We start from the raw sequence: 16,884 nt of genomic DNA on the forward strand, positions 1-16,884 counted from the left end.
CCGTTCTGTGAAGACGATACATATTACACATCCTCATCATTTAATAAAAGAGGAGCAGGCTAAATCAGTGATGGCGTTAGGATATTTTGACGGCGTTCATCTCGGGCATCAAAAGGTAATCGGCACAGCGAAGCAAATAGCCGAAGAAAAAGGTCTGACATTAGCTGTGATGACCTTTCATCCCCATCCTTCTCACGTGTTGGGCAGAGATAAGGAACCAAAGGATCTGATTACGCCTCTTGAAGACAAAATAAACCAAATTGAACAATTAGGCACAGAAGTTCTGTATGTCGTTAAATTTAATGAAGTGTTTGCTTCTCTTTCTCCTAAGCAGTTTATAGACCAGTATATTATCGGCCTTAATGTGCGGCACGCAGTGGCAGGCTTTGACTTTACGTACGGAAAATACGGCAAGGGAACAATGGAGACCATGCCGGATGATTTAGACGGAAAAGCTGGGTGCACAATGGTAGAAAAATTGACGGAGCAGGATAAAAAAATCAGTTCTTCGTATATCCGTACCGCGCTTCAAAACGGAGATGTTGAATTGGCGAATGTCTTGCTTGGACAGCCATATTTTATTAAAGGAATTGTCATTCATGGTGATAAAAGAGGGCGGACCATCGGTTTTCCGACAGCAAATGTCGGTTTAAATAACAGCTATATCGTTCCGCCCACAGGTGTATATGCCGTAAAAGCGGAAGTGAACGGCGAAGTTTACAATGGTGTTTGCAATATTGGCTATAAGCCAACGTTTTATGAAAAGCGCCCAGAGCAGCCTTCCATCGAGGTCAATCTGTTTGATTTCGATCAAGAGGTATATGGAGCCGCTATAAAAATCGAATGGTACAAACGGATTCGGAGCGAGCGGAAATTCAATGGCATCAAAGAATTAACAGAGCAAATTGAGAAAGATAAGCAGGAAGCCATCCGTTATTTCAGCAATTTGCGGAAATAACTTGCAACGCACGCAAATTTTATTCTAAAATATTTGCATATAGGCACGATTTTTAGTATGATAGTTTTCGTAGTCTTAAAACCATTGCTTGGCAATCCGAAGTCACCGACGGTTGCTAGGTAACTGGGGCTAAATATGATTTGGAGGTGAAACAGGATGGCAATTACTCAAGAGCGTAAAAACCAACTCATCAATGAGTTCAAAACACACGAATCTGATACTGGATCTCCAGAAGTTCAGATCGCTATCCTAACTGACTCAATTAACAACTTGAACGAGCATTTACGTACTCACAAGAAAGACCACCACTCACGTCGCGGTCTTCTTAAAATGGTAGGTAAGCGTCGTAATCTTCTTACGTATCTGCGTAATAAAGACGTAACTCGTTACCGTGAGTTAATTAACAAACTAGGCTTACGTCGATAATCGTAAAAAGCGGGAGGATTCCCGCTTTTTTATCGTATTAAAGCGAAATTTCTTATAACAAATCATTGAAATCCTTTTACATACTACTTTGACATTGATATGTTCAATTCATTTCGTTCATAATAGGAGTAATTGATTATTTCACACAACGAAGAGAGGAGTTCGTAATTGTATGGGACAAGAAAAACATGTCTTTACCATAGATTGGGCCGGAAGAACGCTTACTGTTGAAACCGGCCAGCTTGCCAAACAGGCAAATGGTGCTGTGATGATCCGCTACGGTGATACAGCAGTACTTAGTACAGCAACCGCTTCAAAAGAACCTAAACCGCTTGATTTCTTCCCTCTTACTGTAAACTATGAAGAAAGATTATATGCGGTAGGGAAAATTCCGGGCGGATTTATTAAAAGAGAAGGACGTCCAAGTGAAAAAGCGGTTCTTGCCAGCCGTTTAATTGACCGTCCGATCCGTCCTTTGTTTGCCGATGGATTCCGTAATGAAGTTCAAGTCATCAGCATTGTCATGAGTGTTGACCAAAACTGCTCTTCAGAAATGGCTGCCATGTTCGGTTCATCTCTTGCACTTTCTGTATCGGATATTCCGTTTGAAGGACCGATTGCAGGGGTTACTGTCGGACGCATTGATGATCAATTTATCATTAACCCGACAGTCGATCAGCTTGAAAAAAGCGACATCAATCTTGTCGTTGCCGGCACGAAAGATGCGATTAACATGGTAGAAGCGGGAGCGGACGAAGTTCCTGAGGAAATCATGCTTGAAGCCATTATGTTCGGCCATGAAGAAATTAAACGCCTGATTGCATTCCAAGAAGAAATTGTTGCAGCAGTCGGCAAAGAGAAATCTGAAATTAAGCTCTTTGAAATTGATGAAGAGCTTAATGAAAAAGTAAAAGCTTTGGCAGAAGAGGATCTGCTGAAAGCCATCCAAGTTCATGAAAAGCATGCCCGTGAAGATGCCATTAACGAAGTGAAGAACGCAGTTGTGGCAAAATTCGAGGATGAAGAACATGATGAAGACACAATCAAGCAAGTGAAGCAGATTTTATCCAAGCTTGTGAAAAATGAAGTTCGCCGCCTGATTACTGAAGAGAAAGTAAGACCGGACGGCCGCGGTGTCGATCAAATCCGTCCGCTCTCTTCAGAGGTTGGCCTCTTGCCAAGAACGCACGGTTCAGGTCTATTTACAAGGGGACAAACTCAGGCCCTCAGCGTTTGTACGCTAGGTGCTCTGGGAGATGTGCAAATCCTTGACGGCTTAGGTGTCGAAGAGTCAAAACGGTTTATGCATCATTACAACTTCCCGCAATTCAGCGTTGGGGAAACAGGACCGATGCGCGGACCGGGACGTCGTGAAATCGGACACGGAGCACTGGGTGAGCGTGCGCTTGAGCCAGTTATTCCGTCTGAAAAAGACTTCCCTTATACTGTCCGTCTTGTTTCAGAAGTGCTTGAATCAAACGGTTCTACATCTCAAGCAAGCATTTGCGCAAGCACACTTGCAATGATGGATGCCGGTGTACCGATTAAAGCGCCAGTTGCTGGTATTGCGATGGGTCTTGTCAAATCAGGCGAACATTACACTGTCTTGACTGACATCCAAGGCATGGAAGACGCGCTCGGAGATATGGACTTTAAAGTAGCGGGAACTGAAAAAGGCGTAACGGCCCTGCAAATGGACATTAAAATTGAAGGCCTTTCCAGAGAGATTCTTGAAGAAGCGCTTCAGCAGGCGAAAAAGGGCAGAATGGAAATCCTCAACAGCATGCTTGCAACATTAAGCGAATCAAGAAAAGAGCTTTCTCGATATGCGCCTAAGATCTTAACAATGACCATTAATCCTGATAAAATCCGCGATGTCATCGGACCAAGCGGAAAACAAATCAATAAGATCATCGAAGAAACCGGTGTTAAAATTGATATTGAGCAGGACGGCACAATCTTTATTTCCTCTACAGATGAAAGCGGCAACCAAAAAGCGAAAAAAATCATCGAAGACCTTGTGAGAGAGGTTGAAGTCGGCCAACTTTACCTAGGTAAAGTGAAACGGATTGAAAAATTCGGGGCTTTCGTTGAAATTTTCAGCGGAAAAGACGGTTTGGTGCACATTTCAGAGCTTGCGCTTGAACGCGTAGGGAAAGTTGAAGATGTTGTAAAAATCGGAGACGAGATTCTTGTCAAAGTCACTGAAATTGATAAACAAGGACGAGTGAATTTATCCCGCAAAGCGGTGCTCCGTGAAGAGAAAGAAAAAGAAGAACAACAATCTTAAATGAAAACATAAAAGGAGCCTGGGAGACCCGGCTTCTTTATTTTGAAGCTTTTCAAAAGCAGGCGGGTTCTACCTTGTCCCTCTCCTTCATAATGTGAAATGAGGGGGGACAGAACATGTACAAAAAATTTGTACCGTTTGCCGTTTTTTTATTTCTTTTTTTTGTCTCATTTGAGATGATGGAAAATCCGCATGCACTTGATTATATAGGGGCAATGAAAAAAGATACGGTGACTGTCACGGCGTCAAAAGACCAATTATATGAAGAATTGCTTCAAAAAGCGCCGGAGTACGAAGTTAAGCCCCAGAATGCAAGAATTGATAAAGTGTGGAAAAGCATTCCAGGCTACAATGGATTAAAGGTCAATATTGAACAATCATATAAAAAAATGAAAAAGCATGGTGAGTTTCGGGAAAAAGATTTGGTGTACAGTCAAGTAAAACCAAGTGTTCATCTTGAGTCACTTCAGCCTGAGCCTATTTATAAAGGAAATCCTGACAAACCGATGGTGGCTTTTTTAATCAATGTGGCATGGGGAAATGAGTATTTGGAAAAAATGCTCCCTATTCTGCAAAAGCACCAGGTTAAAGCTACGTTCTTTTTAGAAGGCAATTGGGTGAGAAACAATGTACAGCTCGCTAAGAAGATTGCAAAAGACGGACATGAAATCGGAAATCATTCATACAATCATCCGGATATGAGCAAACTGACTACAGGAAGAATTTCCGAGCAGCTCGACAAGACTAATGAACAAATAGAACAAACGATCGGCGTTAAGCCAAAGTGGTTCGCTCCGCCAAGCGGAAGTTTCAGAAAAGCGGTTATCGACATTGCAGCAGAGAAACAGATGGGAACAGTCATGTGGACAGTTGATACAATCGATTGGCAAAAGCCGGCTCCGTCTGTACTTCAGACGAGAGTGTTAAGCAAGATACATAATGGTGCCATGATTTTAATGCATCCGACTGACCCTACGACGGAAAGTCTTGAAGCGCTGATTACAAAGATAAAAGACAAAGGATATGCGCTTGGAACAGTCACTGAACTAATGGATGAAACAAGACTATTGAAGTAACAGATGAAGGCAGCTTGTCTTTGAATAGGAGGAACAAATTTGATTAAACGATATACGTGTCAAAATGGTGTAAGAATTGTGCTGGAAAATAACCCGACAGTCCGTTCTGTTGCGATCGGCGTATGGATCGGCACAGGTTCGAGACATGAAACGCCGGAGATAAACGGAATTTCTCACTTTTTAGAGCACATGTTCTTTAAAGGGACGAGCACAAAATCTGCACGCGAGATAGCAGAATCTTTTGATCGTATTGGCGGCCAGGTCAATGCGTTTACTTCAAAGGAATATACCTGCTACTATGCAAAGGTGCTTGACGAGCATGCGAATTACGCGCTGGACGTATTAGCAGATATGTTCTTTCATTCAACGTTTGATGAAAACGAGCTGAAAAAAGAGAAAAATGTAGTATATGAAGAAATTAAAATGTATGAAGATGCGCCGGACGACATTGTACATGATTTACTGAGCAAAGCCACTTACGGCAATCATTCTTTAGGCTACCCAATTCTAGGCACGGAAGAAACGCTTGCTTCCTTTAACGGTGACTCTCTCAGACAATACATGCATGATTATTATACGCCGGACCGAGTGGTGATTTCGGTAGCGGGCAATATATCTGACAGTTTTATCAAAGATGTAGAAAAATGGTTCGGGTCATACGAGGCGAAGGGCAAAGCGACAGGCCTTGAGAAGCCTGAGTTCCACACGGAAAAACTGACGAGAAAAAAAGAAACAGAGCAGGCTCATTTGTGCCTTGGATTTAAAGGCTTAGAGGTTGGCCATGAACGTATTTATGATTTAATCGTCCTCAACAATGTGCTCGGAGGCAGCATGAGCAGCCGGCTGTTCCAAGATGTGCGTGAAGATAAAGGACTTGCTTATTCTGTTTACAGCTATCACAGCTCATATGAAGACAGCGGAATGCTAACGATTTACGGCGGAACGGGTGCAAATCAGCTTCAGCAGCTGTCGGAAACAATTCAAGAAACGCTTGCTACATTAAAACGTGACGGCATTACCTCGAAAGAACTGGAAAACAGCAAAGAGCAAATGAAGGGAAGCTTAATGCTGAGCTTAGAAAGCACAAACAGCAAAATGAGCCGAAACGGAAAAAATGAACTGCTGCTCGGCAAACATAAAACATTAGATGAAATCATCAATGAATTAAACGCCGTGAACTTAGAGCGTGTTAACGGCCTTGCCAGACAATTGTTTACCGAAGACTATGCATTAGCACTTATCAGCCCTTCCGGCAATATGCCGTCTTAAAAAGGAAAGCCTGCTCCATAATGGAGCAGGCATTTTTTAATCCCTTTCATCATACATAGTACAAGGGGGTGACAGACATGCGGCTCAGTGAATTATCAGGAAAGGAAATTGTAGACATCAAAAGAGCTGAACGGCTCGGAGTGCTCGGCCAGACCGATTTGGAAATCAATGAACAGGATGGACAGATTACAGCACTCCTCATTCCCACAGTTAAGTGGTTTGGTTTGAGAAAGCAAGGTCATGACATTCGTGTCCCATGGCACCATATTCAAAAGATCGGTTCAGATATGATTATATTAGATGTACCTGAGGAAATGCCTCCTCGACAAGAGTAAATAGCCCAATTGACTGTGAAGCGGGCTCTAAAGAAAACATCTGAAACATCGGCTGCCGGAGCCGATGTTTTTTTATATGGAAAAAGCGCATCTTTTATATTCACCGGTATTTCCTTTTGATCATAAGATGAAGGGGAGCTTAACAACTAGAGATCCAGTATATACAAAGAAGGTGAACGTTTAGAATGTTAACCGGATTGAAAATTGCAGTTATCGGCGGTGACGCAAGACAGCTCGAAATTATAAGAAAGCTCACTGAACAGCAGGCTGACATCTATCTTGTCGGTTTTGACCAATTGGATCACGGTTTTACCGGGGCAGTAAAATGCAATATTGATGAAATTCCTTTTCAGCAAATAGACAGCATCATTCTTCCAGTATCCGCGACAACAGGAGAAGGTGTCGTATCAACTGTATTTTCTAATGAAGAAGTTGTGTTAAAACAGGACCATCTCGACAGAACGCCTGCACATTGTGTCATTTTCTCAGGAATTTCTAACGCCTATTTAGAAAACATTGCAGCTCAGGCAAAAAGAAAACTTGTAAAACTGTTTGAGCGGGATGACATTGCGATATACAACTCTATTCCGACAGTAGAAGGAACGATCATGCTGGCTATTCAGCATACGGATTATACGATACACGGATCACAGGTGGCCGTTCTCGGTCTGGGGCGCACCGGGATGACGATTGCCCGTACATTTGCCGCGCTCGGAGCGAATGTAAAAGTGGGGGCAAGAAGTTCAGCGCATCTGGCACGTATCACTGAAATGGGGCTCGTTCCTTTTCATACCGATGAGCTGAAAGAGCATGTAAAAGATATAGATATTTGCATTAATACCATACCGAGTATGATTTTAAATCAAACGGTACTTTCTAGCATGACACCAAAAACCTTAATATTGGATCTGGCCTCACGTCCCGGGGGAACGGATTTTAAATATGCCGAGAAACAAGGGATTAAAGCACTTCTTGCTCCCGGGCTTCCAGGGATTGTCGCTCCTAAAACAGCTGGGCAAATCCTTGCAAACGTCTTGAGCAAGCTTTTGGCTGAAATACAAGCTGAGGAGGGGAAATAAGGATGTCGTCATTAAAAGGAAAAAGAATCGGGTTTGGGCTGACCGGGTCGCATTGCACATATGAAGCGGTTTTCCCGCAAATTGAGGCGTTGGTCAACGAAGGAGCTGAAGTCCGTCCGGTTGTCACATTTAATGTAAAATCTACAAATACCCGATTTGGAGAGGGCGCAGAATGGGTTAAAAAAATTGAAGACCTGACTGGATATGAGGCCATTGATTCGATTGTAAAGGCAGAACCTCTTGGGCCGAAGCTGCCCCTTGACTGCATGGTCATTGCGCCTTTAACAGGCAATTCAATGAGCAAGCTGGCAAATGCCATGACGGACAGCCCGGTGCTGATGGCGGCAAAAGCGACAATCCGAAACAATCGGCCTGTCGTTCTGGGTATATCGACAAATGATGCTCTTGGTTTAAACGGAACAAATTTAATGAGGCTCATGTCAACAAAAAATATCTTTTTTATTCCATTCGGGCAAGACGATCCATTTAAAAAACCGAATTCAATGGTAGCCAAAATGGATCTGCTACCGCAAACGATTGAAAAGGCACTCATGCACCAGCAGCTTCAGCCGATTCTAGTTGAGAATTATCAGGGAAATGACTAAATTTACAGAAAATCTTTCCCAAACTAAAAAATTCGGTCATCACCCGCATATTCTATGGTAAAATAAAACGTAAAATCATAGTCAAATCAATTCAATGAAGCTGATTGGCGGAAGGAGTTTTACAGATGGGAAGAGGTTTACACGTAGCTGTTGTCGGAGCGACAGGGGCTGTGGGACAACAAATGCTTAAAACACTTGAAGACAGAAACTTTGAAATGGACACACTTACATTGCTATCTTCAAAACGCTCTGCGGGGACAAAAGTCACGTTTAAAGGCCAAGAGCTGACTGTTCAGGAAGCTTCTCCTGAGAGCTTTGAAGGGGTAAATATTGCTTTGTTCAGCGCCGGCGGAAGCGTATCACAAGCATTGGCACCAGAAGCTGTAAAACGCGGCGCTATTGTTATAGATAATACGAGCGCGTTCCGCATGGATGAAAATACACCGCTTGTTGTGCCAGAAGTGAATGAGGCAGACTTGCATGAACACAACGGCATTATTGCCAATCCAAACTGCTCTACAATCCAAATGGTTGCGGCTCTTGAACCGATCCGCAAAGCATATGGCTTAAACAAAGTCATCGTATCAACTTACCAGGCAGTATCAGGAGCGGGTAATGAAGCTGTAAAAGAGCTTTACAGCCAAACACAGGCGATTTTAAATAAAGAAGAAATAGAGCCTGAGATCATGCCTGTAAAAGGTGACAAAAAACACTATCAAATCGCCTTCAACGCGATTCCGCAAATCGATAAATTCCAAGATAACGGCTATACGTTTGAGGAAATGAAAATGATAAATGAAACGAAAAAAATCATGCACATGCCTGACCTTCAAGTTGCGGCTACATGTGTGAGACTGCCAATCCAAACTGGGCACTCAGAGTCCGTCTACATCGAAATAGACCGTGATGACGCTACAGTTGAAGATATTAAAAATCTATTGAAAGAAGCTCCGGGCGTGACACTTCAGGATGATCCAAGCCAGCAGCTTTATCCGATGCCTGCTGATGCTGTCGGCAAAAACGATGTGTTTGTGGGCCGCATCCGTAAAGACTTGGACAGAGCAAACGGTTTTCATTTATGGGTTGTTTCTGATAACCTATTAAAAGGCGCGGCATGGAACTCTGTTCAAATTGCAGAAAGCCTGAAAAAACTAAACCTCGTATAAAAGAGAGAATTTTCTAAAGACGAATAGAAGAGAGTAAGGCGCTATCAGCCTGCTCTCTTCTGTTACGTCCGAATAATTTGGAGTGAAAACAGTGAAGATAATTGTTCAAAAGTTCGGCGGAACATCAGTAAAAGATGATAAAGGCCGCAAACTGGCTTTAGGGCATATTAAAGAAGCAATCAGTGAAGGATATAAGGTTGTCGTTGTCGTTTCAGCGATGGGCCGAAAAGGAGACCCGTATGCAACAGATTCTTTGCTCGGGCTGCTTTACGGCGATCAGTCAGCGATTTCTCCTAGGGAGCAGGATTTGCTTTTATCTTGCGGAGAGACTATTTCCTCTGTCGTCTTTACAAGTATGCTGCTTGATAACGGTGTGAAAGCAGCTGCGCTGACAGGGGCTCAGGCTGGCTTTTTAACGAATGATCAGCATACCAATGCGAAAATCATTGAAATGAAACCGGAGCGTTTATTCAGTGTGCTCGCCAATCATGATGCAGTAGTCGTCGCAGGCTTCCAGGGCGCAACTGAAAAGGGTGATACAACTACAATCGGCAGAGGGGGCAGCGATACGTCTGCAGCCGCACTCGGAGCAGCTGTTGATGCGGAATACATCGATATTTTCACCGATGTAGAAGGCGTGATGACTGCTGACCCAAGAGTGGTGGAAAATGCAAAACCGCTTCCTGTTGTGACGTATACGGAAATCTGCAATCTGGCGTATCAGGGGGCCAAGGTCATTCATCCGCGTGCTGTGGAAATCGCAATGCAGGCCAAGGTTCCGATCCGCGTCCGTTCGACTTATTCGAATGATAAAGGTACATTGGTGACATCACATCACTCTTCCAAGGTCGGCAGTGATGTTTTTGAAAGGCTGATTACGGGGATCGCCCATGTCAAAGATGTCACGCAGTTCAAAGTGCCTGCGAAAATCGGCCAGTATAACGTTCAGACTGAAGTGTTCAAGGCTATGGCAAACGCTGGAATCAGTGTCGATTTCTTTAACATTACACCTAGTGAAATCGTCTATACGGTAGCCGGAAATAAAACAGAAACAGCTCAGCGTATTTTAATGGATATGGGCTATGATCCAATGGTGACGAGAAACTGCGCGAAGGTATCGGCGGTCGGCGCGGGCATTATGGGTGTTCCCGGTGTTACGTCCAAAATTGTATCGGCTCTTTCAGAAAAAGAAATTCCGATCCTTCAGTCGGCTGACAGCCATACGACGATATGGGTGCTCGTCCATGAAGCGGATATGGTTCCTGCTGTAAACGCTTTGCATGAAGTGTTTGAACTTTCGAAGTAAATGTGATTGAATCATGATGAGGTGAATAAAATGAATTTCGGAAATGTGTCTACAGCGATGATTACACCCTTTGACAATAAAGGGAACGTAGACTTTCAAAAACTGTCTACACTGATTGATTACTTGTTGAAAAACGGAACGGATTCTTTAGTAGTAGCGGGAACAACTGGAGAATCTCCGACCCTTTCAACTGAAGAAAAAATTGCGCTTTTTGAATATACAGTAAAAGAAGTAAACGGACGGGTGCCCGTTATCGCTGGTACTGGAAGCAACAACACGAAAGATTCCATTAAGCTGACAAAAAAAGCTGAGGAAGCGGGCGTGGACGCTGTTATGCTTGTTACCCCGTATTACAATAAACCTTCTCAAGAAGGAATGTACCAGCATTTTAAAGCAATTGCGGCAGAGACATCTCTTCCGGTTATGCTCTATAATGTTCCTGGCCGTACGGTTGCTTCTCTTGCTCCTGAAACGACGATCCGTTTGGCGGCAGACATTCCGAATGTGGTTGCGATTAAAGAAGCGAGCGGAGACCTCGAAGCGATTACAAAAATTATTGCTGAAACACCTGAAGACTTCTATGTCTATTCAGGGGATGATGCTCTGACGCTTCCAATTCTTTCAGTTGGAGGAAGAGGAGTTGTGTCAGTGGCGAGCCATATTGCAGGCACTGATATGCAGCAAATGATCAAAAATTATACGAATGGGCAAACAGCTAATGCGGCACTGATCCATCAGAAACTGCTGCCGATTATGAAGGAACTGTTTAAAGCGCCTAATCCTGCTCCAGTCAAAACAGCGCTTCAGCTGAGAGGTCTTGATGTCGGTTCTGTGCGTCTGCCTCTAGTCCCGTTAACTGAGGATGAACGTCTGAGCTTAAGCAGCACGATCAGCGAACTGTAAGAAAATTTCATACAGTGAAACAAACGCGGTCATTCTCACATTCAGCTGAGTTTGACCGTTTCTTTTACATATTGGTTTTCCCTAAACCTTCTGCTTTATCTTGTTTTCTAAATTTACTTTCAGTTATAATAGGAACAAGTGATGATGGACGGGTATGAGACTAGGAGGATATAGATTTTGAAAAAGAAAAATACAGAAAACGTTAGAATTATCGCCCTTGGCGGTGTCGGAGAGATTGGGAAGAACCTTTATGTCATTGAAATTGACTCAGACATATTTGTCGTTGATGCCGGCCTTATGCATCCAGAAAACGAAATGCTCGGTATTGATGTAGTGATTCCTGACATATCATATTTGATTGAACGGGCTGACCGCGTCAAGGCAATCTTTTTAACGCATGGGCACGATGAAAATATCGGCGGCGTTTTTTACTTATTAAACAAGCTGTCCGTTCCAGTGTACGGAACAAAATTGACGCTTGCACTGTTAAGAGAGAAATTAAAACAATACGGACATAACCGAAAAACTGATTTAAGAGAAATTCACTCCAAATCTGTCATTACATTTGAATCAACAAAGGTATCGTTCTTTAGAACGATTCACAGCATTCCTGATTCTGTAGGTGTGAGCTTTAAAACATCACTTGGATCTATTGTATGCACGGGAGACTTCAAATTTGACCAAACTCCTGCACTTAATCAGACGTGCGACATTGGCGAGATCGCCAAGATCGGCAATAGCGGCGTGCTCGCTCTGCTTTCTGACAGTGCAAATGCGGAACGGCCGGGTTACACCCCTTCGGAAGCGGCTGTCAGCGGAGAAATTTCGGATGCGCTGTATAATTCACAGAACCGGGTGATTATTGCTGTTTTCGCATCCAATATTAACCGGATTCAGCAAGTCATTCATGCAGCGGCTCAAAATGGCAGAAAGATTGCCGTAGCCGGAAAAAATCTTCAATCTGTCCTGCAGCTCGCGAGAAAGTTAGGATACATTGAAGCAGATGATGAATTGTTTATTTCTGTACAGGATGTCAAAAAATATCCGAAGCGCGAAGTGGCCATTATTACAGCCGGAAGCCAAGGTGAACCATTAGCTGCTTTGACAAGAATGGCAAACAAAGCTCACAAACAGCTGAACATTGAAGAAGGGGATACGGTGGTCATTGCGTCAACTCCGATTCCCGGGCAGGAACTCATTTACTCTAAAACAGTAGATCTTCTTGCGAGAGCCGGTGCACAAGTCATCTTTGCCCAAAAGCGTGTTCATGTATCAGGACACGGCTCACAAGAAGAGTTAAAGCTGATGATCAACCTGCTTAAACCAAAATATTTGATTCCTGTAAACGGCGAATACAGAATGCAAAAAGCTCATTCAAAAATCGCTGAAGAAACCGGCATGAAGCGCAGTGACATCTTCTTAATTGAAAAAGGAGACGTCGTTGAATTCCGCGGCCAAAACGTAAAAATTGGGGATAAAGTTCCTTACGGCAATATTTTAATTGATGGTTTAGGTGTCGGTGATATCGGCAATATCGTATTGAGAGACCGCCGCTTGCTTTCACAGGACGGAATTTTAATCGTTGTCATTACACTTGATAAACAAAAGAAACATCTTGTATCAGGACCAGAAATTATCACTCGCGGCTTTGTTTATGTAAGAGAGTCTGAAGGTCTTATCGTACAGGCTACTGAGCTTGTCCGGTCTATCGTGACAGAAGCGACTGAAACATCAAATGTCGAATGGTCAACGTTGAAGCAGGCAATGCGGGATGCTTTGAACCAATTCCTTTATGAAAAAACGAAACGTAAACCGATGATCATCCCAATTATTATGGAAGTATAATGACTGACTAAAGACCGGAGCTGCTCCGGTCTTTATTTTTTGTCCTTCAAGCCGGGATTGAATGAAGTATCTTTGTTCATAATACAAAGAGAAACTCGGAAAGGATGAAAGCGAGATGGATCATCGTATGGAAAACACAGAAGAAGAGCGTCCTGAAAAAAATGATGCGAAGGACAGCATTATGAATAAAATACAGCAGCTTGGTGAAACGACGCTTCCGCAGCTGCCCCAAGATACAAATATTCATTGTCTGACCATTATCGGACAAATTGAAGGCCATGTTCAGCTTCCTCCGCAAAACAAAACAACAAAATATGAACATGTCATCCCGCAGATTGTGGCAATTGAACAAAATCCTAAAATTGAAGGCTTGCTGATCATATTAAATACTGTCGGAGGAGATGTTGAAGCTGGTCTTGCAATAGCGGAAATGCTTGCATCTTTATCGAAACCGACCGTTTCTATCGTGCTTGGCGGGGGACATTCCATCGGCGTTCCGATAGCTGTATCCTGTGATTACAGCTATATCGCCGAAACAGCAACGATGACGATTCATCCAGTTAGGCTCACCGGGCTGGTCATCGGGGTGCCGCAAACGTTTGAATACCTGGATAAGATGCAAGAAAGAGTTGTTAAATTTGTCACAAGCCATTCCAATATAACCGAAGAGAAGTTTAAAGAGCTAATGTTTTCAAAAGGAAACTTAACACGCGATATCGGAACAAATGTGGTCGGTAAGGATGCAGTTAAATACGGATTGATCGATCACGCAGGCGGTGTCGGACAGGCAATCAATAAACTGAATGAGCTCATCGATGAAGCAAGGAAAGAAGAAGGACGGATGATTCAATGATTCTTTATACCGTGATGCCGCAGGAAATTGTGTTTGCAGAACAGAACCAAGAGAAAAGCGCACATGAGCAAATTGAATATAAAGGTGTACCGCTTCTAGTCGAAATGAAAGGGAATGAAGCGGAAGTCATTCAAATCATGAGCACCAATCCAATGCATTTTCTGCATCCGGACATTTCACCGGGACAAAAGCTGAAATTAAACGTATAAGAATCCAACCCTTTTTTAAGGGCAAAATATGCTATAATAGGGGAATCCTACAGAAAAAATGCAGCCTGTAAACGGCTGCTTTCTTCATTATGTATGAACTTACATTTTTTAACGCAGTAAGGTGATGAGTGTGGCAAAGAAAAAACGAAAATCAAGAAAAAAACAGGCGAAACAGCTCAATATAAAATACGAGCTCAACGGATTGCTGTGTATAGCCATTTCAATTATCGCAATCTTGCAGCTGGGGGTAGTCGGGCAAACGTTTATCTATTTGTTCCGCTTTTTTGCTGGAGAGTGGTTTATTTTATGCTTGTTAGGTTTATTGGTGTTAGGAGTCTCACTGTTTTGGAAGAAAAAAACCCCAAGCCTTTTAACGAGACGAAAGGCCGGGTTGTACTGTATCATCGCAAGCATATTGCTGCTTTCTCACGTGCAGCTATTTAAAAATTTGACTCACAAAGGGTCTATTGAGTCCGCAAGCGTGGTGCGCAATACGTGGGAATTGTTTTTAATGGACATGAATGGCAGCTCTGCTTCACCTGATTTAGGCGGAGGGATGATCGGTGCGCTGCTGTTTGCGGCTTCACACTTTTTGTTTGCGTCGACTGGTTCTCAGATCATGGCAATTGTCATGATTTTGATCGGAATGATTTTAGTAACAGGACGCTCGCTACAAGAAACGCTAAAAAAGTGGATGAGCCCGATTGGACGTTTTATAAAAGAACAATGGTTAGCATTTATTGATGATATGAAATCCTTCAAATCAAATATGCAGTCATCGAAAAAAACGAAAGCGCCGAGCAAAAAACAAAAACCGGTCCGCAAAAAACAGCAAATGGAACCGGAGCCTCCTGATGAAGAGGGGGATTATGAAACAGTATCGCCTCTTATTCATTCAGAGCCGATTATCTCAAGCTTTTCTGATCGTAATGAAGAGGAAGAGTCTCCAGTTATAGAAAAGCGCGCCGAACCTGTGTCGAAGCCGCTTCAGGACATCCAACCGGAGACAGGTGATCAGGAAACTGTTTCTGCTCCTCCTATGACCTTTACAGAGCTCGAAAATAAGGATTACGAGATGCCGTCACTGGATTTGCTGGCAGATCCGAAGCATACCGGCCAGCAGGCTGATAAAAAGAATATTTATGAAAATGCGAGAAAGCTTGAACGCACATTCCAAAGCTTTGGCGTAAAGGCGAAAGTTACACAGGTTCATCTCGGACCGGCCGTAACAAAATATGAAGTATATCCTGATGTCGGAGTGAAGGTTAGCAAAATTGTCAATTTAAGCGATGATTTAGCGCTTGCGCTTGCTGCGAAGGATATCAGGATCGAAGCGCCTATACCAGGTAAATCAGCAATCGGAATTGAAGTTCCAAACGCAGAAGTGGCAATGGTTTCGCTGAAAGAAGTGCTGGAGTCTAAATTGAATGACAGACCGGATGCGAAGCTGTTAATTGGACTCGGCCGCAATATTTCAGGTGAAGCTGTATTGGCGGAGTTAAACAAGATGCCCCACCTTTTGGTCGCAGGCGCAACCGGTAGCGGGAAAAGTGTCTGTGTCAACGGCATTATTACAAGTATTTTAATGCGCGCGAAACCGCATGAAGTGAAAATGATGATGATCGATCCTAAAATGGTAGAGCTCAATGTCTACAATGGGATTCCGCATTTGCTTGCTCCGGTTGTAACCGACCCGAAAAAAGCGTCGCAGGCTTTGAAAAAGGTTGTCAATGAAATGGAGCGGCGGTACGAATTATTTTCTCATACGGGTACAAGAAATATTGAAGGATACAATGATTATATAAAACGCGCCAACAATGAAGAAGGAGCGAAACAGCCAGAGCTGCCCTATATTGTTGTCATTGTGGACGAGCTTGCCGATCTCATGATGGTCGCTTCATCTGATGTGGAAGATTCGATTACGAGATTGTCCCAAATGGCGCGGGCTGCCGGCATCCATCTTATTATTGCGACACAGCGGCCATCGGTGGATGTTATCACAGGGGTGATCAAAGCGAACATTCCGTCACGAATCGCGTTCAGCGTATCTTCACAGACGGATTCAAGGACCATTCTTGACATGGGTGGCGCTGAGAAGCTTCTTGGCCGCGGCGATATGCTGTTTTTACCTGTAGGGGCTAACAAACCTGTCCGTGTGCAGGGAGCATTTTTGTCGGATGACGAAGTGGAGAAGGTCGTCGACCATGTGATTACGCAGCAGAAAGCGCAATATCAAGAAGAAATGATTCCTGAGGAGACAACAGAAACTCATTCCGAGGTTACTGATGAACTTTATGATGAAGCTGTTGAATTAATCGTCGGCATGCAGACGGCATCTGTTTCAATGTTGCAAAGAAGATTCAGAATCGGCTATACGAGAGCGGCGCGCCTGATTGACGCAATGGAGGAACGCGGTGTTGTCGGACCGTATGAAGGCAGCAAACCTAGGGAAGTATTATTATCAAAAGAGAAATATGATGAGCTCTCTTCTTAATGAAGGGAGTTCCGCTTTATGTAGTCGTCAATAATAACATTATGTAAACTGATCACCTTTCTATTTATTT

At 43.4% G+C, this 16,884-nt stretch carries 15 protein-coding genes; all 15 read left to right on the top strand.

Annotation, left to right across the window (positions count from 1 at the left end; all coding sequences use genetic code 11):
• The first annotated feature begins 7 nt into the window (after positions 1-7).
• Positions 8-958 carry a bifunctional riboflavin kinase/FAD synthetase gene (gene ribF, locus NSQ83_RS09155; RefSeq protein WP_032725707.1) on the top strand — a complete coding sequence of 317 codons (951 nt, stop codon included), beginning with the start codon at positions 8-10 and terminating at the stop codon, positions 956-958.
• A gap of 156 nt (positions 959-1,114) precedes the next feature.
• Positions 1,115-1,384: a 30S ribosomal protein S15 gene (rpsO, locus tag NSQ83_RS09160; protein WP_003220957.1), complete on the top strand. Its 270-nt coding sequence runs from the start codon at positions 1,115-1,117 to the stop codon at positions 1,382-1,384.
• Between the two features lie 172 nt (positions 1,385-1,556).
• A complete protein-coding gene (gene pnp, locus NSQ83_RS09165; RefSeq protein ID WP_003231897.1) occupies positions 1,557-3,674 on the top strand; it encodes a polyribonucleotide nucleotidyltransferase in 2,118 nt (705 codons plus the stop codon).
• A 116-nt stretch (positions 3,675-3,790) separates the two neighbouring features.
• Complete coding sequence (locus tag NSQ83_RS09170) at positions 3,791-4,750, top strand: polysaccharide deacetylase family protein (RefSeq protein WP_198878785.1); 960 nt, start codon at positions 3,791-3,793, stop codon at positions 4,748-4,750.
• A gap of 39 nt (positions 4,751-4,789) precedes the next feature.
• Positions 4,790-6,019 (top strand): pitrilysin family protein, encoded by a 1,230-nt coding sequence (locus tag NSQ83_RS09175; RefSeq protein WP_003245717.1) that lies wholly within the window; start codon positions 4,790-4,792, stop codon positions 6,017-6,019.
• A gap of 77 nt (positions 6,020-6,096) precedes the next feature.
• The gene (locus NSQ83_RS09180; protein ID WP_003231890.1) at positions 6,097-6,354 is read left to right on the top strand and encodes a YlmC/YmxH family sporulation protein; all 258 of its coding nucleotides are present in this window, start codon (positions 6,097-6,099) and stop codon (positions 6,352-6,354) included.
• Positions 6,355-6,539: 185 nt separating this feature from the next.
• Positions 6,540-7,433: a dipicolinic acid synthetase subunit A gene (gene dpaA / locus NSQ83_RS09185; protein WP_003231888.1), complete on the top strand. Its 894-nt coding sequence runs from the start codon at positions 6,540-6,542 to the stop codon at positions 7,431-7,433.
• Positions 7,434-7,435: 2 nt separating this feature from the next.
• The gene (gene dpaB / locus NSQ83_RS09190) at positions 7,436-8,038 is read left to right on the top strand and encodes a dipicolinate synthase subunit B (protein WP_003231884.1); all 603 of its coding nucleotides are present in this window, start codon (positions 7,436-7,438) and stop codon (positions 8,036-8,038) included.
• Positions 8,039-8,163: 125 nt separating this feature from the next.
• Positions 8,164-9,204, top strand: a complete 1,041-nt coding sequence (gene asd / locus NSQ83_RS09195; protein WP_003244674.1) for an aspartate-semialdehyde dehydrogenase — start codon at positions 8,164-8,166, stop codon at positions 9,202-9,204.
• A 91-nt stretch (positions 9,205-9,295) separates the two neighbouring features.
• Entirely contained in the window at positions 9,296-10,510 is a 1,215-nt protein-coding gene (dapG, locus tag NSQ83_RS09200) for an aspartate kinase (protein ID WP_015483233.1), read from the top strand.
• 30 nt (positions 10,511-10,540) lie between these two features.
• Positions 10,541-11,413: a 4-hydroxy-tetrahydrodipicolinate synthase gene (gene dapA / locus NSQ83_RS09205; protein ID WP_003245816.1), complete on the top strand. Its 873-nt coding sequence runs from the start codon at positions 10,541-10,543 to the stop codon at positions 11,411-11,413.
• A 177-nt stretch (positions 11,414-11,590) separates the two neighbouring features.
• On the top strand, positions 11,591-13,258 hold the full coding sequence (gene rnjB, locus NSQ83_RS09210; protein WP_003231875.1) for a ribonuclease J2: 1,668 nt from the start codon (positions 11,591-11,593) through the stop codon (positions 13,256-13,258).
• 115 nt (positions 13,259-13,373) lie between these two features.
• The gene (gene tepA, locus NSQ83_RS09215; protein WP_003245712.1) at positions 13,374-14,111 is read left to right on the top strand and encodes a translocation-enhancing protein TepA; all 738 of its coding nucleotides are present in this window, start codon (positions 13,374-13,376) and stop codon (positions 14,109-14,111) included.
• Entirely contained in the window at positions 14,108-14,320 is a 213-nt protein-coding gene (tepJ, locus tag NSQ83_RS09220) for a TepA modulator TepJ (protein WP_047182622.1), read from the top strand. Before tepA ends, tepJ begins: the two co-directional genes overlap by 4 nt.
• Positions 14,321-14,450: 130 nt before the next feature.
• Positions 14,451-16,814 carry a DNA translocase SpoIIIE gene (gene spoIIIE / locus NSQ83_RS09225; RefSeq protein ID WP_198878786.1) on the top strand — a complete coding sequence of 788 codons (2,364 nt, stop codon included), beginning with the start codon at positions 14,451-14,453 and terminating at the stop codon, positions 16,812-16,814.
• Positions 16,815-16,884 lie beyond the last annotated feature (70 nt).

Source organism: Bacillus sp. PS217 (assembly GCF_037963535.1).
Lineage (GTDB): Bacteria > Bacillota > Bacilli > Bacillales > Bacillaceae > Bacillus > Bacillus subtilis.

Coding starts and splice junctions, on each gene's coding strand:
- rpsO (WP_003220957.1), top strand. CDS start 1,115: ATGGCAATTACTCAAGAGCGTAAAAACCAACTCATCAATGAGTTCAAA.
- pnp (WP_003231897.1), top strand. CDS start 1,557: ATGGGACAAGAAAAACATGTCTTTACCATAGATTGGGCCGGAAGAACG.
- NSQ83_RS09170 (WP_198878785.1), top strand. CDS start 3,791: ATGTACAAAAAATTTGTACCGTTTGCCGTTTTTTTATTTCTTTTTTTT.
- NSQ83_RS09180 (WP_003231890.1), top strand. CDS start 6,097: ATGCGGCTCAGTGAATTATCAGGAAAGGAAATTGTAGACATCAAAAGA.
- dpaA (WP_003231888.1), top strand. CDS start 6,540: ATGTTAACCGGATTGAAAATTGCAGTTATCGGCGGTGACGCAAGACAG.
- dpaB (WP_003231884.1), top strand. CDS start 7,436: ATGTCGTCATTAAAAGGAAAAAGAATCGGGTTTGGGCTGACCGGGTCG.
- asd (WP_003244674.1), top strand. CDS start 8,164: ATGGGAAGAGGTTTACACGTAGCTGTTGTCGGAGCGACAGGGGCTGTG.
- dapA (WP_003245816.1), top strand. CDS start 10,541: ATGAATTTCGGAAATGTGTCTACAGCGATGATTACACCCTTTGACAAT.
- tepA (WP_003245712.1), top strand. CDS start 13,374: ATGGATCATCGTATGGAAAACACAGAAGAAGAGCGTCCTGAAAAAAAT.
- tepJ (WP_047182622.1), top strand. CDS start 14,108: ATGATTCTTTATACCGTGATGCCGCAGGAAATTGTGTTTGCAGAACAG.